The organism is Niallia sp. FSL W8-0635 (assembly GCF_038007965.1).
GTDB lineage: Bacteria > Bacillota > Bacilli > Bacillales > Cytobacillaceae > Niallia.
Map to the genome: position 1 here is coordinate 4,025,530 of NZ_JBBOYD010000001.1, position 23,891 is coordinate 4,049,420.

Here is a 23,891-nt window from a genome sequence, read left to right on the forward strand (position 1 = left end):
TGGTGATAGGGATGGAAAAATGGAGAAAAAGGATTGGATACGGAGCTGGGGACTTCGCATGTAATCTTGTATTTAGTACAATGGCATCTTATTTACTGTTTTTCTATACAGATGTCTTTGGAATTACCGCAGCGGTTGCTGGAACTTTAATGCTCGTAACAAAGATTATCGATGCATTTGCTGATACAGGCATGGGATTATTAGTAGACAGAACGAATACTAGATGGGGACAAGGACGACCTTATTTCCTTATTGGAGCTATTCCATTTGCCGTCTTTACAATTTTAACTTTCATTGTACCGGATTTCAGTATGGGCGGAAAAATTGTATGGGCTTACGTAACGTATTGTTTATTAAACATTGCCTATACAGTAGTAAATATTCCATTAAACACCATTGTGCCAAGATTAACTTCGGATAATCATGAACGAAACTGGCTAGTCTCAACTAGAATGATTTGTGCCTTAATTGGAACCGCTTTAGTTATGACCATAACAAATCCACTTGTTACTTTTTTCGGAAAAGGGGATACCCAAAAAGGATATCTCATTACAATGACTATTTACGGGGTTGCAGCAGTAATTGTGTTTATCTTTACGTTTATGAATACAAAAGAAGTCGTACCACCTACTGTAGAACGAGGAAAATCTACTTTTAAAGAAGATTTAAAAGGATTAACTGGCCATGCGATGATCTTTTTTATCTTGAATTTTCTTTACTTCGCCCTTTTTGTTATAAGAAACACTACGGTTATCTATTATTTCACATACAATCTTGGGCGGACAGATTGGCTCACATTTGTAGGACTTTTCGGTATTCTCTCTGGACTGCCAATGCTGCTACTTCTACCTTGGCTTCAAAAGAAATTACCGAAAAAAACCGTATTGCTATTAAGTACAGTGATTTATATTGTTGGAGATTTAATGATTTATTTCGGAAAAACATCTCCTGTCTTACTAATTACTGGTTTGGCAATTACCGGACTTGGAATTTACGGGATCTTTGGAACCACTTTTGCAATCCAACCAGATATTATCGATTATTCCGAGTATAAAAACAACAAAAGTATCGCTGGAATGATTGCAGCCTTTCAAGGTTTCGCCGTAAAAATAAGCCTAGGTCTTGGTAGCGCACTTGTCGGCGTTTTCCTACAAATGGGCGGCTATGTACCAAATTCCACACAAACACCCAAAGCTTTATCCTATATCGAAATAAGCTTCATCTGGGTTCCACTAGCCATTTGCTTACTAATCGGAATAACCATGTTGTTCTACAAGCTCGATAATCAACGAGCATCAATGGACATAGAGCTGAACCGCAGACGTAGCGAATTTAATAAAAATGTGGTGAATCTATAAAGGGAAGCAGAGGGACGGTTCTTGTGAGGACATTCATCCACATAAACCGCCCCTCTCCTTTTTACACTAAATCTGGCAATATCTCTTTCATTTCTTTTTCCACCTTGCTTAAACTCCCTAACCAGCTTTCTACAAACTTTACTCCATCGATTAATTCAACATTTAATTCTTTGGCATACTCATACGCAGCAGGTGTAAAGCTACCTGTTGTAATAACATACCCGCCTACTGCAACTCTTTTCACCATATTGGAATGAATTAGCGCAATCGGGTCAAAAGGTAAGTCTCCCTGATAACATTTCACTTGTCCAAGGAATAGCCCATTTTCTGTTTCATGTTCGAAATCAACCCCAAAATCTCTTGTTGGAGGGGTAACCCAAGTCGACCCTCCTCTTGTTTTTTCTATGATTTCAGCAGCAAAGGTTTCAAACTGGATAGGGTCCTGTTTTATATAAATCTCAGAATAATTTGGTGGATTATCCTCGTTTTCTTTTCGAAATCGCAAATAAAGCCCCATTGCCAGCGTCTTTTTCAATTCATTACTTGATTCGATATGTTTTGCCAAAAGCGAAGTTTGATATTGATCTTCCTTTTTAGTCCAAAAATACTTAATAAAAGCCATTGTTAAAAGAATTGCTACGATAATCTCCATATAGAACATTCTCATCACTCCTTGCATTATTAAAGGGTAGGCAGTAATGATTCTTTTTATACAGAGATTCGCATTATTATCCTTATCCAACTTTCCGCGTATTAAAAATTAGTTAGTTTCCCCTGTACCTTCCTTTAATAACATATCAACATGAGGAATATTGTCTTCTAAATATACTTCTGAAATCGGTTGAAAGCCAAAGGACTGATAAAACCTTCGTAAATATTCTTGAGCCTGTATTTTTATCACATCTTCGTTTAATTCCTTTTTGATGTAATCAATCCCTCGACTCACAAGCTCTTCTGCCAAGCCTTGTCCTCTCCATTCTTTCTTCACTAAAATTCTTCCTAGCGAAGCCTCTGAATAAGAAACCCCTGGTGGTAAAATTCTTAAATAAGCAACCAGCTCCCCCTCTCTTTCAGCAAATAAATGATAAGAATCAGGATCTCTCCCATCAACCTCTAAATACGGACAATTTTGTTCCACCACAAAAACAGCCGTTCTCTCCTTCAAAAGCGTATATAATTCCATGTTCGTTAACTCATTAAAATTCTTTATATGCCATTTCATTTGTTTCACCTCTCCATAATGTCCTCAGAGGGACGGTTCTACTGAGGACACGAAGGGAATCAGTAGAACCGTCCCCCCGCTTCCCTCAACTCTCCCACTATCTCTTCTACTTCATTCTTAAACCCATTTTCCTTCTTCTCTTGCTTCTCACCTTGATACTGATATTTCTGCATTTCTTCCCACTCTATTGTTTTACCCAGTCCATGCTGGCGAATATAGTTAATCGTATGTTGGTCTTCCGTCATTCCTTCTCTATTCAAAATCAACAACGGAACATTATAGACAACTGCCTCGCTTATCGTTCCCCATCCTGCTTTTGTAATGACTAAATCACTCGCCGCGATATATGCTTGAGATTCCGTTTCCTCTATTGGAATGGAGAATACATTGTCTCTATCTACCTTTACATTCGACGATACGATAAACACACAGTTCTCACTTTCCCATAGAGGAAGCGATTCAACTTCTATTCCTTCTATCTTCATCCCTAATCCAAAAAAGATAATGGTCTTCTTCCTAGTCGGATTAATCTGGTCAATAATACGCTCTACCATATCCTCCTGTACTTTGCGAGCGAAAAAAGGAAATAATCGCTTTTCGCAAGGCCAATTGCTTTCCTGATTTCCAGCTAATAGAAAAAAACAGGACATTTTCGCGTAGGAACTTTTCCAAATCTCTAATCTTTTTTGGTCCAATAAGCTTTCATATGCCGTGTACCAGGTAAAGTTAGATATACCTATCGTAGGAATTCCTACTCTATCAGCAGCTTCCAATGGCAGTGGAGAAATATCTGTGATAATCAAATCCACTTTCGCCAGTTGGAAAAATGGAACCTCTGATAGAATCTTCTTCTCCCAATCCTCTACAAACCGATCAAATTCTTTCGCCAGCTTCTCCTTATCTGGCTCTAAGCTTCCCTCTTTTAAAAAATAGCCAACATCTGTGGCAATCTTTCGAAAGGAAACTTGATCATATGGAAGAGAATTGCGCAAAAAATCCATTGCAAAAGAATGGCTTATAATGACTCGATAGGAAGGTTCCTTTTCTAAAAGTTCACGAATAATCGCAATAGAACGAGCCGCATGCCCAAATCCATAGTCAGAAATATAATAGGCGATTGTTTTCATTTCGATACTCCTTTATTAAGTCTCCTGCAAAAAGAAATCGAAGAAACCTATTCTTTTAATACAACTATAAATTATTCCTATTTAAATGAAAACTACACTTATAAAACAGTAACCAAAGAAACGGTTCCCATAAGAACCGTCCCTCTATTTCCCTTATTTAACCACTGCTGCTTCATTCCCATACACGATTTCTCCGTTAATTACGGTATGTTTAATTGGGATGTCTTTAATTTGCTCTGCGTTTGTGTTCAGAATAGATCCCTCTAGGACAACGAAATCTGCTAGTTTTCCTGGTTCAATACTTCCTTTGATTTCTTCTTCAAAGGAGGCATAGGCACCGTTTATAGTGAACATTCGAATCGCATCTTCAAGAGAGGTACATTCTATTTCTCCGATAACCGTTCCATTTTTTGTTTTTCGAATAACAATCTCCTGTATGCCTAAAAGAGGTTCGAAGTCTGTAATGGGACTGTCTGAGCCAGCTGCCACCTTCACTCCATGATTTAGATATGATTGGGATGGAAACATCCATTCTGCTTTTGATCCAATATATTTAACATATTCATCCCCAAAATCATAAAAGAAAGCAGGATTTATGACAATGATTGCATTCAATTTCTTGATTCTTTGTATTAACTCAGGATTACATACTGAAGCGTGCTCGATACGATGACGGTGATTTTCCCGTGGGAACTTTGTTACTACATGTTCAATACAATTGACCATCAGTTCAACAGCGCTATCTCCAATCGCATGGGCGGTAATCTGGCAACCAGCATTATGCGGACGTTCCATAATTTGATTGACCTCTTCTTGGCTCTTATATAAAATCCCTTTATTATCTGAATCGGTTACATAGCCCTCACTCATCGCAGCGGTTTGTCCTGTAATACTTCCGTCTAAAAATAGTTTACTAGGACCTATTTTAAATTTTTCATTCCCTAAGCCTGTTAAAATGCTTGCATCTAATGTCTTATCAATTGCATCGGAAGAGTTATCAAATGACACAATCGATGCATATACGCGCATTTTGAAATCTGGATCCTTCGCCACTTTTTGTAAATAAAGGAGATGGTCCCTTTCTTTTCCTCCCATATCATGAACACTTGTGATTCCTGATTGGATATAATCCTTCGCAGCCAAATGCAAACCAGATAATACTTCTTCATCTGTATAAACATCCTTATCAAGAACTTTTGAGCGCGCGGCTTCCTTTAGGACACCTGTCACTTCTCCATTTACTCTTTCGATTTCTCCTCCTGCTGGATTAGGTGTTTCAGCTGTTATCTCACCAAACTCCAAAGCTTTACTATTCGCTGCAATTACATGTCCACATGAACGCTGCACATAGATAGGATGCACAGTGGAGACAGAATCCAACTCTTTTCGATTAGGCATACGATTTTCTGCCACATTATTGTCATTATAGGCCCAACCTCTGATCCAGCCTCCCGCCGGTGTTTCATCAGCTTTAGCCTTAAGCAATTCTAACGTCTCATCTATCGACTTACATGGTTTTAGATTGGTTGCTACCTTCGTTAGTCCGAAATTAAGAAGGTGCAGGTGGGCATCTATAAACCCAGGTAGTAACGAGTCTCCTCCTAAATCTACTACATTTGTATCTTCCCCAATCCAGGTCTTTATTTCTTCATTAGACCCAACCGCCACAATTTTATTATCCACAACCGCCACTGCTTCTTTGACAGAAAATCCAGTATCCACCGTAATAATTTCACCGTTTAAATATACTAATGAAGCTTTCATTTTTTCTCCCCCTTTTTTATTCATAAAGATGACATGCTACAAAATGCTCTTGTTTCACTTCTTTCCATTCAGGTCTTACTGTCTGACATTTTTCCATGCTAAAAGGGCATATCCCTTTATATTTACAACCAATATTATCTGCACTAGGTTCTATTATTTCTGTTTCAGTCTTCATGGGATTACTTTCTTCCGCTGAAAAAGAATCTATAGTAGGTACCGATTTCAATAATAGCTGTGTATAAGGGTGAAGCGGATTAGAAAATAAGGCATCTGTTGGTGCCTCTTCCACAATATTCCCTAAATACATGGTCCCTACCCGATCGGAGATATGTCTAACAACACTTAAATCATGCGCAATAAAAATTTGCGTTAAATTCATATCTTTCTTTAAATCTAGCAATAAATTAATAATTTGTGCTTGAATCGAAACATCGAGAGCGGAGACAGGCTCATCACAAACAAGTACACTCGGATTAATAATTAAAGCACGCGCGATGCATACTCGCTGCGCCTGCCCTCCAGACAATTGATGGGGATACTTAAAGAAATGCTCAGCTGCAAGCCCCACTTTTTCAAGCATCTCTATACAACGATAAACGCGTTCTTTCGGAGAATATAATTTATGAATCTTTAATACTTCTACTAAGGTCTGCCCAACCCTCTTTTTCGGATCGAGGGAAGAAATGGGTTCTTGAAAAATCATTTGAAGCTCTTTTCTATATTTACGGAACTGCCTCTGTGAAACATTCCCAATATCATTTCCCTTATACAAAATATGTCCTGACGTAATATCGACTAAATTCATTATAGCTCTTACGGTTGTACTTTTTCCCGAACCTGATTCACCGACAAGGCCATACGTTTCCCCTTCCTTTATATGAAATGAGATATTATTAACAGCAATAAAAGGTTCCTTTGTTTTCGATTGAAATTGAATCGTCATATTATTAACTTCAATGATTTTTTTCTCTGTCTCAAGCATTACCATATCTTCACCTCCATACTCTCAATGGCATCATGCTTCCAACACCTTACTGTATGATTTGTGCCACAGTCCTCCAAGCCTGGTTTTACTTGGCTACATTTTTCTTCCACAAACGGACAGCGGTTAGCAAAGCGACACCCAGTGGGAATGGCACTTAGTGGAGGAACGCTTCCCTCTATGTTATAAAGTCTTTCCTTTCGATTTCCATCTATTCTCGGAGCTGCTTTTAGCAATCCCTTTGTATAGGGATGCTTTGGATTTGTGAATAAAGATTTCACATCTGTATATTCAACCACTTGACCTAAATACATTACCATAACCTTCTTGCAAAATTTCGCCACTACCCCTAAGTCATGGGTAATAAAAACAATCGACATATTAAATTCCTTTTGTAAGTCCTGTAATAAAGTTAATATTTGTGCTTGTATTGTGACATCTAATGCAGTAGTTGGCTCATCTGCTATCAAAATATCAGGCTCACAAGCAAGGGCAATGGCGATCATCACTCTTTGCTTCATCCCTCCAGATAACTGATGGGGATAGGCGTGAAATTTAACTGGAGCAGAAGGAATCCCAACCTTTTGTAAAAGTTCAATAGCCTTTTGCTTGGCATTCTGCTTCGAAATTTTTTTATGCAAACGAATCGTTTCAACTAATTGGGTACCGACCGTATATAACGGATCTAATGCAGTCATTGGATTTTGATGGACCATCGAGATAATACTGCCTCTTATTTTCAGAAATTCTTTTTCCTTCAAAGTAGCTAGATTGATCCCCTGACATAAAATCTGTCCATCAACCACTGCTTTCTTCGTATCAAGTAACCCTAATAAAGAAGAAGCCGTTACACTTTTTCCACAACCTGATTCACCTACAACTCCAAGAATATCTCCTCTTTCTAGCTGAAAAGAAACATCTTCCACAGCAGTCAATAGCCCTTTATTCGTCTTAAAAGAAACTTTCAAATGTTGAACATCCAATATAGTCTCAGGAATCGGTTGATTTATTTCTCCCATCTAATCCCCTCCTTACTCATTAGAATGAGGATCTAATAAATCCCTGATCCCATCCCCTAATAAATTTAGACCAATTACCGTAATCATAATTGCTAGACCTGGAAAAGCAGTCATCCACCAAGCAACATCAATAACGGTAGCTCCTTCTTGAAGGATAGTTCCCCAGCTAGGTGCTGGCGGCGGTGTTCCTAAACCAAGAAAGCTTAAGGATGCCTCGACAATAATCGAATAGGCAAATACAAAGGTAACCTGCACTAACAAGGAGGACATACAGTTCGGTAAAATATGATAAAAAATGATACGAGAAGAATTGGCGCCAGAAGCCTTTAGTGCCTCCACAAATGGAATTTCCTTCACAGCTAAAGCAGCAGAGCGAACAGTACGAGCAATACTAGGTACAAAAATAATACTAAGGGCAATAATAATATTGACCTTACTTGGACCTAAAGCTGCCATTAAAGCAATCGCAAGAAGAATTTCTGGAATAGCCATTATCCCATCCATAATCCGCATCATGATGTTATCCAACACCCGATAGTAGGAAGTAAGGAGCCCAATAACCGTTCCTATTACGGTGCTGAACAAAGCAACAAAGACAGCTACCATTAAGGAGGATCTAGCACCAAAAAGAACGCGACTAAATACATCTCTCCCCAAATTATCTGTTCCAAAAAAATGCTCCACACTTGGTCCCTTCATTCGATCAATAGGATTAATCGCTACTGGATCATATTTAGCAATAAAAGGGGTTAATAAGGTTAATAGTAGAACGAAAAAAACCATTATAGAGCCTGTAACTACCAGCTTATTCACGGAAATTTTCTTCCATTGAATAACGCGCTGTTCTTTTTTATATTTTTTTTCAATATTATTCACAACATCATCAAGGTTACTAATGACTAATGGATTTTCTCCCTTTTCAATAATCATCATGTACTCCTTTCTTTCTTAAAAGAATACTTTGGTCCTGCTGTTAATTGAACACGTGGATCAATGATGGTATATAGAATATCAATCACTAAATTTATAAGTATATAAATAACACCCACAAATAAAATGGTTCCTTGAATGACTGAATAGTCTCGTCTTAATACGGAATTTACGGTCATTTGTCCAACTCCAGGGATATTAAATAAGCTTTCCGTAATAACAGCCCCTCCAAATAAAGTTACAATGGACATCCCAATAACCGTTATAATTGGTAATAATGCATTTCGAAACGCATGCAAGATCAATAGACGTAAAGGCTTAACACCTCGTGACTTCGCAGCTTTTATAAAGTTAGACTGGAGAACATCTAGCATGGAGGATCTCGCCATTCGCATAATTAGTGCTGCCTGTAAGAGTCCTAATGTAAATGCTGGTAATATTAAATAACGAAAATGTCCCACTATTCCTTCACTCAACGGCTTATATCCCGATACCGGTAGCCACCCTAAATGGACTCCAAATAATATCATAAGGAAAATTCCGATTAAAAAGGTTGGAGTGGATATTCCAATAAGTGCCAAACTAATAATAGATGTATCTAAAAAAGTCCCCTGTTTCACAGCAGCCAGCACACCTAAAGGAATGGCGATAATAATCGAAATAAGAATAGCCATGATGGTAAGAGAAAGAGTTGGCTGAACACGATTCATAATAACCTCTGTTACTGGTAGATTTTCATAAATAGAAATACCAAAATCTCCTTTTACAATCCCAGCTAGCCATGCAAAATATTGTTGAATTAATGGATCATCAAGACCAAGTTGATTACGTAATCGCTGCAAATCCTCCTCTGGTGCATCTGCACCTAACATATAGATAGCCGGATCTCCAGGAGTTAGATGAATAATACTAAAAACAATGATAGAAATGATAAACAGTAATGGAATTGCCGCTAGTACACGTTTTATTAGATAATATAGCAATCTCTAATCACCTCTAATAGAATTTCGTTTCTTTCCATGAAATCATTCCTATTCAAAAAAATAAATCCTACTGAAGTTGTCTCGTAAACTTGCATATCTCGAGACAACTTCAGTCAACTTTAATTTTCTCTATTCCCAAAATACATTTAGTGAAAATATCGTACTTGTTTTAACACCTTTTTGGCTCGCATTGAATTGGAAATTATCCCCCAATTTAATAACAGGTACATCCTTCCAATAAAGTTCTTGTGCCTCTTCCCAAGCTGTATATGCTTCCTCCTGTGTTGGAGCAGTTCGTATTTTATTTAGGAAATTATCCATCTCTTCACTTGCATAACCGGAAGCATGACCATTTTTTGAATCTAAAAATAAGGTTTGTGTTGGTTGAGCTACCATTGGAAATCCTGAAACAAATGCATCCCACTCATTTCGCTCCGCACGTTTCGCTAACAAAGTTGGCCAATCATAAATCTCTAAATTAACATTCATGCCAATCTCTGCTAATTGTGATTGAATGACTAGTGCTGCATTATACATGTAATCATAATCTTGAGTGGCCATAATGGTAATTGGTTCCCCATTATATCCAGCTTTTTTTAACAATTCCTTTGCCTCTTCCTGATCCTTTCGATTATAAAGACCTCCATCCTTATCCGTGAACCAAGTTGTCTGCTCCTCCATTAATAGTCCTGGACTCACTCGGTAAAAATCCTTATGGCCAGCTGATGCTAACATAATTTCATCAAAATCTAATGCAGCAAGGACTGCTTGTCTAGCATCGACCTCACTGAATATGCCAGTAGTATTGTCAAAAATTAATCCAGGATAACTTGCTGGCTTAACAATTGTAGTTTCTAAATCTTGGTTCCCCTGAAGAGAATCATATTGATCGGTAGTTAAGGAAAGTGCTAAGTCATATTCACCAGATTTAATCCCATTTAAACGAGTAGAAGCATCTGTGACAATATAAAAACGAAGCTGTTTGTAAGATAGCTCCTTCGCCCCTGCTAAGCCAGAACTTTCGAATGAAGGATTATTATATTCTGTATTTTCCGACAATTGGATGTATTGATCAGCCTTCCATTCATCAAATTTATATGGACCCGTTCCTATAAATTCTGTGATAACATCGTCACCGAATTTATCAATGATCTTTTTAGGTAATATATAAGCAGCTTGAGAAGTAGGATACGCTAAGTCATACAATATCGTATTAGAAGCTTGTTTTAATTTCATCACAACTGTTTGTTCATCTTGCTCTTCAAGTTCTACATCTGCCATCGCATTTCTTCCAACTGGCGATAATCTGCCCCATCGTTCTAGAGATGCAATCACGTCTGCAGCTGTTAATTTTTCTCCATCATGAAACGTTATATCCCGCAATGGAAAAGTATAGGTCTTGCCATCTTCACTAATCTCAATTTTTTCTGCTAGTGATGGCTGCACCTCATAGTTTTCATCAAAGGTTACTAACGTTTCAAACATATTCAGTACAACCTGCCCAGTCACAGCAGCAACACTTAAATGCGGATCTAAGTTTGGCGGCGCTGCTGGCATGGCAATATTTAATTCCTCTTTATTAAATTCTTTTGTTCCACCTGTACTATTATTATTCGTATCAGTAGCTGTATTATCGCTTGAGCACGCACTAACAAGCAAAGTTAAAATAATGACCAGAACTGCTATTGCTCTTTTTTTCATATATTCTCCCCCCAACACTTTTATATACTTTGATAAATTGTTTTACTCATTGTATAAAACTCGATTGCTTCCTTCCCTTGTTCTTTAGGGCCGTAACTGGAATCTTTCATACCTCCAAAAGGTGCTTGAAGCTCTGTAAAGACAGTGCCTGTGTTTATATGTACCATACCTACATCAACGTGCTGAATAAATCGCTGTGCATTTTCTAGATTAGTAGTAAAGATGGATGCACTTAATCCATATTTCGATCGATTTACTTCTTTTATCGCTTCATTCATGTTATTTATTTCTAGCAATGTGATAACTGGTCCAAAAATTTCTTGGTCTATAAATTCACTTACAGGATCTTTCGTTTCAAATATAGTAGGCTTAATATAGTAGCCTTCCTGCATCTCTATGTTTTTTTCTATTACCAGATTCATCGTTGCCTTACCATTTTCCATCTTTTGTTGCACCAAATCATATTGTTTCTCCGTAGCAACTGGTCCTAACAGTGTCCCTTCTTTATGAGGATCCCCAATAGCTATTTCCTCCGTGCGTTCTTTGAGCATGTTTTTCACTTGATTATATACCTCAGCTTCAATCAAGATTCGGCTAGCTGCAGTACATTTTTGCCCGGCAGCAGAATAGGCATCTGTAATAATAGAATCTACCGCTTTTTGTAAATTTGCATCCTTAAGGACCACAATGGCATTTTTTCCGCCCATTTCTAGCTGTACTTTTTTCCCTTTACTTGCAGCTTGTACTCCAATAATTTTTCCCACTTCAGTCGAACCAGTGAAAGAGATTCCTTTAATTTTCTCTGAATCTACTAACGTTTTCCCAATATCTACTTGAGTGCCAAAAACACAATTCACAACACCAGCAGGAATTCTTGCGTGATCCAATGCTTTCATTAAATAATAAGCAGATTTAGGAGCATACTCCGACGGTTTTAATACAACTGTATTCCCATAAATAAGTGCCGGCGCAAGCTTCCATGTCGGAATGGCAATCGGAAAATTCCATGGCGTAATCAAGCCAACCGGTCCAATTGGTTCACGTTTTGTATAGATTAGTATATTTTCATTAGAAGAAGGAATAACTTCGCCAATCGGCTGCAATCCTTCAGCCGCATAATAATATAGCGTCTGAATAGATCGATTCACTTCTCCCTTTGCTTCTCCAATTGTTTTACCAATTTCCCTCGTCAAATCATAGGCAATCTCCTCTAAATGATCAGCCAACCACTTAGCAGCCTCTATCAAATAGTGACCTCTTTTCGGAGAAGGCATATGTTTCCATCCTTCACTTGCCGCATTTGCTGCATCAATCGCTGCTTTCATATCGTCTATGGTGCTTTCTCCTATTTGTTCAAGTATTGCTTTCGAATGTGGATTAATGGTTTGAAAACACTCCATCCCTGAAGGATCTAGCCATTGACCATTGATATAATTGGTTATTTGCAAAATACATTCCCCCTTATCCACCAATCTTTGGAAGAATACTAGAATAAGCTTCTTCTAATGACGTACGGATAATCGAAATGGCTTCATCTATTTCCTCTTTTTTTACAATCGTTGGAGGAATAAAGCGAATGACATTCTTATCCACTCCACAAACTAAAAGCAATAACCCTTTATCTAATGCTATCTTTTGGACGATGCTCGCTATCTTTTTATCAGGTTCTCCCTTTTCATCAAAAAACTCAATCCCAATCATTAAACCTTTTCCGCGTATATCTACAATGCTTGGAAACTCTGTTTGTAGCTCTGTTAATTTATCAATAAAGTAATCCCCCATTATAGCTGCATTAGAAATTAGTCCTCCTTCTAGCAACTCAATTACCGCTAAAGCAGCTGCACAGGATACTGGATTTCCACCATAGGTTCCACCATGAGCCCCTTCTTCCCATTGATCCATTATTTCCTTTTTCGCAATCATGGCACTTAGTGGGAAGCCATTGGCAATCCCTTTTGCTACCGACAAAATATCTGGTTTAATGCCATAGTGCTCCCATGCAAACATTTTTCCAGTACGCCCAAATCCTGTTTGGACCTCATCAAAAATAAGCATAATTCCATGTTTATCACAAATCGCACGCATTTCTTTGATAAATTCCATTGGCGGAACAATATAGCCACCTTCTCCTTGAATAGGTTCTAAAATGATCGCAGCAACTTGATCAGGAGCAATTAAATAGGAAAAAATATCCTCTAAGCTTTTTACACAACGTTTTACTTCTTCCGCTTCTGTTAAACCAGAACGTAACGCATAAGGATATTCCGCATAATAGACACTTGGTAATAATCCTTCATAGTTTTTTCGATAATGGGAACTAGAGGCAGTTATACTAGTAGCTCCCATTGTTCTTCCATGAAAGCTTCGTTTAAAGGAAATAATTCCTGGGCGTTTTGTGACCCTTTTTGCTAGTTTTATCACTCCTTCTACTGCTTCTGCTCCACTATTGGAAAAATAAACTTTATAATCTCCACCCATTAATTCCACTAGTTTCTCTGCTAATTCTACATAGACAGGATAATAGACAATATTATGGCAACCATGCACTAAAGAATCAATTTGCTTTTTCGCCATATCATTGACATATGGGTGATTATGACCGACATTCGTTACACCAATTCCACTGCCAAAGTCTAAATACTTCTTTCTATTTTCATCATATAAATACATGCCTTCTGCCTTTACAATCCCTAATTCTGTAATTCTTTTTCCTACTGGTGGAATAACAGAAAGTGCTCTTTCATATAAAGATCTTGATTCCATTAGGCAAAACTCCCTTTTTTATCATAATTATTCAACTGGTACTACCGGTTGGATAACCCTAATATAAATCACTAATTATCCCCCTGCAATCAATCGGTTATATAATCTGACACACTTTTTATAATTTTCTGATATTTCATAAATAAAAAATAAACCAATAGCATTCCACTGGTTTATTCCAAAGCACTATTCACTTGCTTTCCTGCATTTTCTAACAGTTGAATATCTTCCTTGACTGTATTTAGATGCTGCTTCATTACCTTTACTGCTCTCTTTTCATCCCTTGTTTGTATTGCTTCAATCATTTCTAAATGCTGCCTTTGCGCTAATTCAATACTTGCTGGATTAATCTTTGTCAAATAAACAACTTGATCAGATAAGTCGGAAAAGGACTTGGTCAATATATAAAATAATTCATTGGGTACCGATTTTGCCAGTTCCATATGAAATTTTGCATCTAATTGAACATATTGATCCACGAAAAAACGATTTTGCTCCATTTCTTCATAAATAGATTTCAATGTATCCATATTTTTCTGTGTAGCATAGACCGATGCCCTTTGAATAATAGAAATTTCTAGTACTTCACGAACCTCTAGTATATTGCGAATACCTGATAAAGACTTATCGACAAATCGGCTTAAGGAATCTGCTACAACAGATGCTTCTGGCTTCTTTACATAAGCTCCCTTACCAACATGTACTTGTACATAGCCTTTTTCCTTTAAGATTTTTATCGCTTCTCTTACGACATTTCTACTAACCTGATAATATGCTGCTAGCTCCCTTTCTGACATAAGTTTCGATCCAACTTTTAATTCCCCATTTAAAATGCTATTCTCAATTGTTTTCACAATATCATTATAAAGAGCCGCGTTCATGCTGTTTACCACCTTTTTACGAGAACAAATTCTCCTTTTTCATCCTACCGGTAATACCAGTTTATTCTGAATATTATTACTTTATCATTTTTTTCCGCATCTGCCTAGTGAACATTAACCGTTTCGTGTTGGATAGTGCATTCTACCATAATAAATAACCCTTTATAGTAATACTTTATTTCCTTGATCTGCAATCCAGCGTCTTTAATTATTTCTACCGTATTTCGATTTAAATGGCAGCCATCGCAAATAACTTTCCAAAATGGAGTTAAAAGATCTTGCGTCTTCCCCAATATGGCATTATCCATTTTCACATGTTCAAAGAAGTAAAAGGTTGCATTTGGTTTACTTACGCGAATCATTTCTTTCAATGCCGCTTCAGGGTTAGGAATCGTACAAAAAACAAGAGTAGAAATTACATAATCAAACGTTTGATTAGGAAAAAGAAGCTGTTCTGCCTTTTGTTCATGACAAAAAATCGGCACAGCTGCCTTCTCTAATTTACTTCTAGCTTTCTTCCTCATGGCAGGATTTGGTTCAATCGCATCTACTTGCTCCACATTTCGATAGAAGGGGAAATTAATACCCGAACCAGAGCCGATTTCTAATACTCTCCCCTTCACTTTACTAATCAGTTCTTTTCTTATTGTGTAAAACCTTCCATCCTCTAACGGCTTCATTCCTAAATCATATAAATACGGAAACAACTTGCCCACGTCGTTTCAGCCTCCTTTGTTCATTCTATTATACCTCAGAGGGATGGTTCTTCTGCTTCCCTTTGTGAACTATCTATATAAAAACGCCCCTTTTTATTGGATTAAGTTTCCTTTTCTTGTAGAATTAAAGGAAACTCAAATCACAAAAAAACTCGAGGTGATCTCATTGAATTTACTAAACTGGTTGTTAATATCTAACTTATTTGCTTGGTCTATAGTTGGCGTTCTGAAACTAAGAAGTATCTATTGGGGAATACAATTAAAGAAAGGTCAAAAGGAATTAGACCGACTAAAGTGTGAGTAAAACCTCTTAGGAACGGTCCTTCTTCTGCCCTTTCATAGAATGGGGGGGCAATTATCAGACTCATATAAAAAAGGTCCTCAGTAGAACCGTCCCCCTGATTCCCCTGCTATACTAGTAAAGATACAGAATTAATTCTGTATCTTACAACATACTTATTGAGGTGAATTCACATTGAAGATTGGTCTTATCGGATTAGGAGATATTGCAAAGAAAGCCTATTTACCAGTGCTGTCTGAAAAAGAAGGAATAGAGCTCGTCCTTTGTACTAGAAATGAGGAGACACTAAACAAGCTATCAAAGAAATATAGAATAAAAGAAAATGTTCAAACGGTAGAAGAACTAATCAGCAGAAAAATTGATGCAGCATTTATTAGTACAGCTACAGAAGCTCATTTCGAGATAGCGGAAAAATTGTTAGAAAATGATATTCATATTTACATAGACAAGCCCATTTCGATGGACTACAAGGAAACAGAACGAATCGTAACCCTAGCAAAAAAAACGGGAAAAATCGCGATGGTCGGATTCAACAGAAGATTTATCCCCAAAGTAAAGGAATTAAAGGAATCTGGGAAGGCAAATCTCATTCTTATGCAAAAAAATCGCTACGCTGCACCAGACTATATAAGAAGATTTGTTGTAGAGGATTTTATTCACGTCATAGATACCCTTAGATTTTTGATGGGTACTGAAGTAAAAGATGTAAAGGTAGAATGCCTGAAAGAAGGAGACACACTTAACAGCTTAGTTATTCAACTGATTGGAGAAGGCTGTATTGCCATCGGAATAATGAACAGAAACGGCGGGGTAACGGAAGAAATCATTGAATATTCCACAGGAAAAGATAAATACGTCGTAAACAGCCTTGTGGAGACAACCCACTTCCATAACAAAGAAATCCACATTTCTAAATTCGGAGACTGGGAGCCTACCCTATACAAAAGAGGATTCTATCAGATCATTGACCATTTTATCGATTGCATCCAAAACAAGAAAGACCCAGATCCATCAATTGGCGACTCATTGAAAACACATGAGATTTGTGAAAGGATTGTAAGGGAAGCAGAGGGACGGTTCTAACGCTTCCCTCTCATACTCAAAAAGGCATCTATCCCCTTTACTGGTATAGATGCCTGCTTATCCTATATATTCCAAAGGGAAGCAGTAGAACCGTCCCCACGATTCCTTATATCTTTTCTTCGGTTTCTTTATCAAAAAAGTGGCATTTATCTATATCAAAATAAAATGGGATGGTTTCGCCTGGTTTTACGTTGGTACTGCCGTCTACTTTTGCTACATAGGAATTATCTTCTCCTATGGAGGAATAAAGCAGGGTTTCTGCTCCCATAAGTTCCACCACATCAACCCTAGCATTTACTTGGGCATAGGATTGATGATCACTTTGTTTTACATAAATATTCTCTGGTCTAATACCAAGGATGATAGCTTCCCCTGATTTTTTTAACGCATTTAATTTTTCTACCTTTTCCTCTGGCAAATGAATGATCTCTCCCTCTGTTAGAAAGGCATTTCCTTCGATTCGTCCAGAGAAGAAATTCATAGCAGGTGATCCAATAAATCCTGCAACGAAGACATTAACTGGATGGTCATAAACCTCTTTCGGTGTCCCTACTTGTTGAATCACTCCATCTTTCATTACGACCAATCGAGTCGCCATCGTCATTGCTTCTGTTTGGTCATGTGTTACATAAATCGTTGTCGTCTGCAGTCTTTGATGGAGCTTTGATATTTCTGCACGCATTTGTACACGGAGTTTTGCATCTAGATTGGAAAGTGGTTCATCCATTAAAAATACCTTGGCATCTCTGACAATTGCCCGCCCTAAAGCAACACGCTGCCGCTGTCCTCCTGATAGAGCTTTCGGCTTTCTTTTTAAATATGGTTCTAATCCAAGCATCTTTGCGGCTTCCTCTACACGGCGCTTTATTTCCTCCTTTGGAAATTTGCGAAGCTTCAATCCGAATGCCATATTATCAAAGACATTCATATGAGGATACAAAGCATAATTTTGGAAAACCATTGCGATATCGCGATCTTTAGGGGCTATATCATTCACCAGCTCATCATCGATATAAAATTCCCCTTCTGAAATTTCTTCAAGACCTGCGACCATTCTTAAAGTCGTCGATTTTCCACATCCTGAAGGTCCTACAAATACGATAAATTCTTTATCTTTAATATGTAGATTAAAATCTTTCACTGCTGCCAAATCTTTATCGTATATTTTGTAAATATGCTTTAAATTTAATTCAGCCATACTATTCCTCCTATTAACATCCTAAAAAACGGGATTTTTTCTTTCCTTCTAAGTGCTCTCTTCCCTTGCAATCACCGCTAATCTAGATGTTTTTTCAGCAGAGGCATAGCATATCAGTATCTGCTCTCTTTTTTTTGCAAGTAATACAACATTTATATTCTTGAATCAAGTAATGATTACATAGAAGCATAATATTCCCTTAAATCTATCGGTGTCCCCTTTTCCTGCGATTTATTTGCTGCAAGCGTAGCAGCCAGTGTTTGCGCTCCATTTTCATAGGAGGACAGAATTAAATCAGGCTGATTAGTCGCGATTGCTTTAATAAAAGCTTGATCCTGTGCCTCATAATAATTCAGCTTCGGTCGATAGGTAATCGTTGAATATTTATCTGTAATCGTTACATTCGAGCCATCAACGGCAACGCGAAACTCCTTTCCCAAAATTTCTAGTCCCATTCGGTGATCTGGTTGAATAAAGGAACAGCTTAAATGACCAATTGCCCCGTTCTTGAATGTAAAATTAACAGAAGTGACATCTGGTATATCAATATTAGGAATATCCTTTGAAACTAATAGATTCATATTGGCATAGATTTTATCCATATCCCCTGTTAAGTATCGGATTAAATCTAACGTATGGGTTGCTTGTTCTACTAATTGTCCCCCAGATTTGGATTGCTCACGATACCACGGAGTTGGTACAAATTTAGTAAAATAATAGCCGTTAACCATAGCAATCTCTTTATCTTGTAAATATTCCTTTGCTTTCGCGACAGTATCTAAGTAACGCAAACAGTAGCCTGTCGCACAAATAATCCCAGAGTCTTTAATAACCTCATATTTCTTCTTTACTGTCTCTAAGTCTAGGCCAACTGGTTTTTCTACCATTAAATGAATGCCCTTTGCTGCTGCCTTTTCTTCTATATCCCCATGGGCAAATGGGGGCACACATATAAATAGAGCATCAAATGAATTTTCCTCCAGCATTTTATTCACATCCGTATAGGAAGGAACTTGATATTGTTTGCCCACAGCTACCGCTTGCTCTGCGGAAATATCACATACTGCTACCATTTCTGCTTGTTCATTCAAATCAATGTTTTTCAAATGGACCGATCCTATTCCTCCGACACCTACAAAGCCAACGCGAACTTTCCCCATGACTTCCACCCTTCTAATGGTTCACCATTTCGTGTTTTAACATAATATCCAGATGCTTCGCCGTATCTTCGGCAAGGTATTGTGGTCCATAGGCATAGGCTGGTATTTCAGCAGTAACAGTATCCTTATACCCTATCTGCTTTAATGCCTGGAACACTTTTTTCCAATTTACATCACCTGCTAAAAGTGGGACAAAACCAGTAATATTCCCCACACTTTGCTTGAAATCCTTGACGTGAATTTTTCGGATTCGGTCTCCTAATATCTCAATCCATTGTTCTGGATATCCAAATTGCAAGGTATTCCCGACATCATAATAGGCACCCATATAATCGGAATGGAACTCGTCAATATACCTGGCCATCTCTAATGGAGAAAGCAAAAACTTATTCCATACATTTTCAATTCCTATATGAACATTTTGTTTTTCAGCAAGTGGCACTACTTTTCTTAACTCTTCTTGACTGCGATTATAACAATCAAGATAAGAAGTTTCCTCATTGACCACGCCTGGCACGACTAAAACCGTATCGGCACCAATAAAAGAAGCTAATTCTATTTGTTTTTCCACCACTTTTCTCCCTTGTTCCCGCACCTTATCATCCTGATGAGAAAGGGGAAATTTCCATAATAGGTTCGTAGAAATACTTTTAAGCTGTAAACCATAATGATCTGCCATTTCTCGAATTTGCTTTGCCTCTTCCCTAGACGTATTCATCGTAAGACCAATGCCATCCATGCTAATATTTAGCTCTACCGCTTCAAATCCTGCGTCACGACTATACTGAAATACCATCTCTAATGGCGTATTATCTGGATAACACCACTGGTTAATCCCTTTTAGCATTATTTATTCCTCCCAAAATAGATTGCAGTAGTAGTATTTTTATCCGATTAATACCGGACCTTTTCTTTTCGCAGATTCATAGCCTGCAAGCGCAACCTCCATTGCTTTTAGACCATCTTCCCCTGTAATAGTTGGCGGTACTCCATTCTTCACGTTCGAAACAAAATCTTCCACAAGATCCTGGTTCATATCTTCTCCCCAAAAATCCCATGTTGCTCCGTCCATGCTATATACATCCGTTTTCTGTGCAAAAGCATCAACTGTCAGCGTTCCTTTCGTCCCAACAATTTCTAATGTAACATCTCCCCATGTTGGGAATGTCTTATTACGTGACCAACTGCAATCAATAGAGGCAAACACATTGTTTTCAAATTCCATTGTTACAATTCCACAATCATCAATAGCAATATCGGAAATAAGATTGTCTACCTCCGCATAAACTTCCTTCACATCGGAGCCCATATACCATCGCATAATGTCCACTAAATGAACGGTATGGTCCATTACTGCTCCACCGCCAGATTTTTCTTTATCCACAAACCAGCCACCTGGATTTGTTCCGCGATTCGTCCCTTTAATTGCGACAATACTTCCAAGTTCGCCGTCTTCAATAATTTGCTTTGCTTTCGCAACTGGTGTACTAAAGCGTACAGGAAAGGCAATTTGCAGGAACACATTATTTTCTTTACAAGCCTTAATCATTTCAACTGCATCCTGCTTGTTTGTTGCAATTGGCTTTTCGCATAAAATATGTTTTCCTTGCTTCGCAGCAGCAAGCACATGTTCATGATGTTTCGCGTTTTCGGAAGTGATAATGACAGCTTCCAAATCCTGATTCAAAAGCTCCTCATAGGTAGGATAATAGCTAGTATTGTATCTCATTGAGGCTTCTACTCCTCGTGTTTCATTGTCATCAGCTATCCCCACTAATTCAACGCCTTCCATTTTTTTTAATGCCTCCGCATATGCATACGCATGACCATGGGCAAAACTAATAATTCCTACTTTCATATTCTTACCTCCATTTCTTGATTACGTAATTCCACTACTTTTCCTTGCTTAATTGACTCAATAGCAGCTAACGCAATTTCCATTGCTTTATAAGCATCTAGAGGAGTTACAATTGGTTCTTCCTGATTTTTAATACATGAAATAAAATGCTTTAATTCGGTTACATATGGATTTTCTTTTAACGGACTATCTGGAACAGCAACACCGACTGAACCTGTATCACTTTGATTAATGCCTTTCACAAGCGGAGCTGTTTTTGAGCTATCATATTGAATGATTCCTTCTTTGCCAGCCATTTCAAATTTAGTGGAGAAATTTTGATGTGCCCATGTTCCTTCCAAATGAGCAATTACACCACTTTTAAAGCGTAATGTTACTAATGCATAATCCAGCTTCGCGATTGCTCTTCCTTGTGCACTTTTTGCATATACTCGTTCTACCTCACCAAAGCACCAACGTAAGTAGTCAAAATCGTGGATCATTAAATCTAATACTAATCCACCACTGCTGTTATAATCGGCATACCAATCTCTAGAAGCTGATGGAAAACCTCCACCCCTTTTCGTATTTACGACAGCTGGTTTGCCAATTTTCCCTTCTTCTACTATCTGCTTTGCACGCTTGTATTCTGGGAAAAAACGAACGACATGACCTACAAAGAGCTTCACTTCTTTTTCCTTACAATAATCCATAATTTCTTGTGCATCTTTTAAATTTCGAGCTAATGGCTTTTCACAAATAACGTCGAATTGACAATCTGCTACCTTTTTTACATATTCTTTATGAAAAGGGGTCGGCACACAAACAGATACAACATCAATGACCTCAAGTGTATTTAGCGCTTCCTCATAGCTTGCAAATGCTTTAGTTCCAAGAATTCCTGCTAATTCTTTCGCTTTTGAAAGGTTTGTGTCCACAATTCCTACTAATTGAACATCTTCCATTGTCGAATAAGCGAAGGAATGGGTACTTCCCATTGTTCCCGCACCAATGACTAGTGCTTTTAACATAAACAAACACTCCCTTTTCTTTTTTTATTAATGAATCTGTTACTACTACCGGAAGCTTCCTTTTATCTTCTAACGCCGCCAAGGGCAATTCCCGCAAGTAAATGTTTTTGCAGAAAAATGAACATTAGCAGCATAGGAATCGTAGATAAGACAGCACCTGCCATTAATAAAGGATAATCTGTTGAATATTGACCAGAAAATGTTGATATTCCAACAGACAATACCCTCATGGAGTCGGAGCTGGTCATAACAAGTGGCCATAAAAAGTCATTCCACGCAGCAAGAATCGTAAAAATACCTAAAGCAGTAAGTGCTGGTGTAGAATTCGGCAAAATAATTCTCCAGTAGATTCCAAAGTACGAGCAGCCATCAATTTTCGCTGCCTCATCTAGCTCTTTCGGGATTCCCATGAAGAATTGGCGTAATAAGAAGGTGCCATATGCGCTAAAGATACCTGGAACAATCAAGGCAAAGAAGGTATCAATCCAACCTAATTGTGTTAACGTTGCATAGTTTGGTATTAAAATAACTTGAGCAGGAACCATCAACACGGAAAGCATTAAAATAAAGAGAACATTTTTCCCTGGAAAGTTTAATCGAGCAAAAGCAAATGCCGCCAAGGAACACAAAATTAACTGACCAATCGTTCTACCTAAGGTGAGAATGATGGTATTAATGTAATATTTTAAGAAATTTACAGAATCAAAGACGTTACTATAATTCTCAAAATGCCATTCTTTTGGAATAATCGTTGGCGGAACTTGCATGGATTCTCCATAAGACTTTAGAGAAGTTGTAATCATCCATAAAAATGGCACAATCATGATAAATGCGCCGATAATTAGTAGTAAATGTTTAGAAACACGCTTCAAGCAACCCCCCCCTTATTAAGAATCGTAATAAACCCATTTCTTTTGGAAAATAAATTGGATAATCGTCATCAACAGAATCGCAAGAAACAAGATAAATGCTTGTGCAGAGGCTATCCCCATTTCTCCATATTTAAAGCCAGATTCATATACTCCATAAACAATAGTACGAAGTGGTTCCAATAGTGCTGTACTATTACCAATCATGACAAATAATAAGTCGAATACTTGTAGGGAACTAATCATTCCTGTAATAAAAACAAAGAATAATGTTGGTGTTAAAAGTGGCAGGGTAATACTAAAAAACTTTCGAATCCTTGATGCACCATCAATTTCTGCTGCTTCATAATAGGATTTCTCAATTCCTTGAAGCCCTGCCAAAATTAAAATGATGTTATTTCCGACACTCATCCATATGTAGACGATAATAACGGATATTAAAGAAATCTTCGGATCAAATAGCCAAGATGGCTGTGGAAGATGAAGGATACCTAGAATGTAGTTAATTAAGCCATAATCGGTATTATAGAGCCATTTCCATACCATCCCAACAGCTACAGGCATTGTAACTACTGGTAAGAAATACAAGGTTCGGTAAAATACAATTCCTTTTATTCTTTGGTTCAGCATGACCGCTATTAAAATAGCAATGATGACAGTAAACGGAACGGAGACAAAGGTAAATACTGCTGTGTTAACAATGGAACGAAGAAAAGAAGAATCTGTAAATAACTTAATCAAATTTTCTAATCCGACATATTCTGGAGTCGATATACCATTCCATCTTGTAAAGGACAGAGCAAAGGAAGCAATTGCAGGATATATATAAAACATGATGAGTCCTAACATAGTAGGCGCGATAAATAAATAGGCAGCGATTGCTTCACGATTGAATCGTCTTTTCTTTCTCTTTCTTGCTACAGTCTCTGGACTTTTCTTAGTCACTACCATAGTTTCCATATGAAC

22 protein-coding genes are annotated in these 23,891 nt (G+C 37.7%); 2 read left to right on the forward strand and 20 right to left on the reverse strand.

Annotation, left to right across the window (positions count from 1 at the left end; translation table 11 throughout):
* The first annotated feature begins 11 nt into the window (after positions 1 to 11).
* Positions 12 to 1,358 carry an MFS transporter gene (locus NYE52_RS19250; RefSeq protein ID WP_341194539.1) on the forward strand — a complete coding sequence of 449 codons (1,347 nt, stop codon included), beginning with the start codon at positions 12 to 14 and terminating at the stop codon, positions 1,356 to 1,358.
* A 61-nt stretch (positions 1,359 to 1,419) separates the two neighbouring features.
* Here NYE52_RS19250 and NYE52_RS19255 read toward each other — a convergent pair whose 3' ends face one another.
* The 13 genes from NYE52_RS19255 to NYE52_RS19315 all read right to left on the reverse strand — a co-directional run bounded on the left by NYE52_RS19255 (position 1,420) and on the right by NYE52_RS19315 (position 15,446).
* Positions 1,420 to 2,019: a restriction endonuclease gene (locus tag NYE52_RS19255; RefSeq protein WP_341194540.1), complete on the reverse strand. Its 600-nt coding sequence runs from the start codon at positions 2,017 to 2,019 to the stop codon at positions 1,420 to 1,422.
* A gap of 99 nt (positions 2,020 to 2,118) precedes the next feature.
* Positions 2,119 to 2,580, reverse strand: a complete 462-nt coding sequence (locus NYE52_RS19260) for a GNAT family N-acetyltransferase (RefSeq protein ID WP_341194541.1) — start codon at positions 2,578 to 2,580, stop codon at positions 2,119 to 2,121.
* A gap of 59 nt (positions 2,581 to 2,639) precedes the next feature.
* Complete coding sequence (locus NYE52_RS19265) at positions 2,640 to 3,707, reverse strand: glycosyltransferase (protein ID WP_341194542.1); 1,068 nt, start codon at positions 3,705 to 3,707, stop codon at positions 2,640 to 2,642.
* A 153-nt stretch (positions 3,708 to 3,860) separates the two neighbouring features.
* Positions 3,861 to 5,471: an amidohydrolase gene (locus NYE52_RS19270; RefSeq protein WP_341194543.1), complete on the reverse strand. Its 1,611-nt coding sequence runs from the start codon at positions 5,469 to 5,471 to the stop codon at positions 3,861 to 3,863.
* A 16-nt stretch (positions 5,472 to 5,487) separates the two neighbouring features.
* Positions 5,488 to 6,459 (reverse strand): ABC transporter ATP-binding protein, encoded by a 972-nt coding sequence (locus NYE52_RS19275; RefSeq protein WP_341194544.1) that lies wholly within the window; start codon positions 6,457 to 6,459, stop codon positions 5,488 to 5,490.
* A complete protein-coding gene (locus tag NYE52_RS19280; RefSeq protein WP_341194545.1) occupies positions 6,453 to 7,472 on the reverse strand; it encodes an ABC transporter ATP-binding protein in 1,020 nt (339 codons plus the stop codon). The genes NYE52_RS19275 and NYE52_RS19280 overlap by 7 nt, the downstream gene beginning before the upstream one ends.
* A 12-nt stretch (positions 7,473 to 7,484) precedes the next feature.
* On the reverse strand, positions 7,485 to 8,402 hold the full coding sequence (locus tag NYE52_RS19285; RefSeq protein WP_341194546.1) for an ABC transporter permease: 918 nt from the start codon (positions 8,400 to 8,402) through the stop codon (positions 7,485 to 7,487).
* A complete protein-coding gene (locus NYE52_RS19290; RefSeq protein ID WP_341194547.1) occupies positions 8,402 to 9,385 on the reverse strand; it encodes an ABC transporter permease in 984 nt (327 codons plus the stop codon). Before NYE52_RS19290 ends, NYE52_RS19285 begins: the two co-directional genes overlap by 1 nt.
* Positions 9,386 to 9,514: 129 nt before the next feature.
* The gene (locus NYE52_RS19295) at positions 9,515 to 11,086 is read right to left on the reverse strand and encodes an ABC transporter substrate-binding protein (protein ID WP_341194548.1); all 1,572 of its coding nucleotides are present in this window, start codon (positions 11,084 to 11,086) and stop codon (positions 9,515 to 9,517) included.
* Positions 11,087 to 11,106: 20 nt separating this feature from the next.
* Positions 11,107 to 12,534 carry an aldehyde dehydrogenase family protein gene (locus tag NYE52_RS19300; RefSeq protein ID WP_101729475.1) on the reverse strand — a complete coding sequence of 476 codons (1,428 nt, stop codon included), beginning with the start codon at positions 12,532 to 12,534 and terminating at the stop codon, positions 11,107 to 11,109.
* Positions 12,535 to 12,547: 13 nt separating this feature from the next.
* On the reverse strand, positions 12,548 to 13,849 hold the full coding sequence (locus NYE52_RS19305; RefSeq protein ID WP_341194549.1) for an aspartate aminotransferase family protein: 1,302 nt from the start codon (positions 13,847 to 13,849) through the stop codon (positions 12,548 to 12,550).
* Between the two features lie 173 nt (positions 13,850 to 14,022).
* Positions 14,023 to 14,730, reverse strand: coding sequence for a FadR/GntR family transcriptional regulator (locus tag NYE52_RS19310; protein ID WP_341194550.1), 708 nt, complete (start codon positions 14,728 to 14,730; stop codon positions 14,023 to 14,025).
* Positions 14,731 to 14,834: 104 nt separating this feature from the next.
* Positions 14,835 to 15,446, reverse strand: coding sequence for a class I SAM-dependent methyltransferase (locus NYE52_RS19315; RefSeq protein WP_341194551.1), 612 nt, complete (start codon positions 15,444 to 15,446; stop codon positions 14,835 to 14,837).
* A 475-nt stretch (positions 15,447 to 15,921) separates the two neighbouring features.
* Between NYE52_RS19315 and NYE52_RS19320 the strand changes: the two genes are divergently transcribed.
* Entirely contained in the window at positions 15,922 to 16,830 is a 909-nt protein-coding gene (locus NYE52_RS19320) for a Gfo/Idh/MocA family protein (protein ID WP_341194552.1), read from the forward strand.
* Between the two features lie 106 nt (positions 16,831 to 16,936).
* Here NYE52_RS19320 and NYE52_RS19325 read toward each other — a convergent pair whose 3' ends face one another.
* From NYE52_RS19325 to NYE52_RS19355, 7 genes are all read right to left on the reverse strand, one after another.
* Positions 16,937 to 18,028 carry an ABC transporter ATP-binding protein gene (locus NYE52_RS19325; RefSeq protein WP_341194553.1) on the reverse strand — a complete coding sequence of 364 codons (1,092 nt, stop codon included), beginning with the start codon at positions 18,026 to 18,028 and terminating at the stop codon, positions 16,937 to 16,939.
* 176 nt (positions 18,029 to 18,204) lie between these two features.
* On the reverse strand, positions 18,205 to 19,188 hold the full coding sequence (locus NYE52_RS19330; protein WP_341194554.1) for a Gfo/Idh/MocA family protein: 984 nt from the start codon (positions 19,186 to 19,188) through the stop codon (positions 18,205 to 18,207).
* A 13-nt stretch (positions 19,189 to 19,201) separates the two neighbouring features.
* The gene (locus tag NYE52_RS19335; RefSeq protein WP_341194555.1) at positions 19,202 to 20,035 is read right to left on the reverse strand and encodes a sugar phosphate isomerase/epimerase family protein; all 834 of its coding nucleotides are present in this window, start codon (positions 20,033 to 20,035) and stop codon (positions 19,202 to 19,204) included.
* 39 nt (positions 20,036 to 20,074) lie between these two features.
* The gene (locus NYE52_RS19340) at positions 20,075 to 21,046 is read right to left on the reverse strand and encodes a Gfo/Idh/MocA family protein (protein ID WP_341194556.1); all 972 of its coding nucleotides are present in this window, start codon (positions 21,044 to 21,046) and stop codon (positions 20,075 to 20,077) included.
* Positions 21,043 to 22,056, reverse strand: coding sequence for a Gfo/Idh/MocA family protein (locus NYE52_RS19345; RefSeq protein ID WP_341194557.1), 1,014 nt, complete (start codon positions 22,054 to 22,056; stop codon positions 21,043 to 21,045). Before NYE52_RS19345 ends, NYE52_RS19340 begins: the two co-directional genes overlap by 4 nt.
* 62 nt (positions 22,057 to 22,118) lie before the next feature.
* Positions 22,119 to 22,880, reverse strand: a complete 762-nt coding sequence (locus NYE52_RS19350) for a carbohydrate ABC transporter permease (RefSeq protein ID WP_341195242.1) — start codon at positions 22,878 to 22,880, stop codon at positions 22,119 to 22,121.
* Between the two features lie 63 nt (positions 22,881 to 22,943).
* A complete protein-coding gene (locus NYE52_RS19355) occupies positions 22,944 to 23,876 on the reverse strand; it encodes a carbohydrate ABC transporter permease (RefSeq protein WP_445669153.1) in 933 nt (310 codons plus the stop codon).
* Between the last annotated feature and the right edge of the window lie 15 nt (positions 23,877 to 23,891).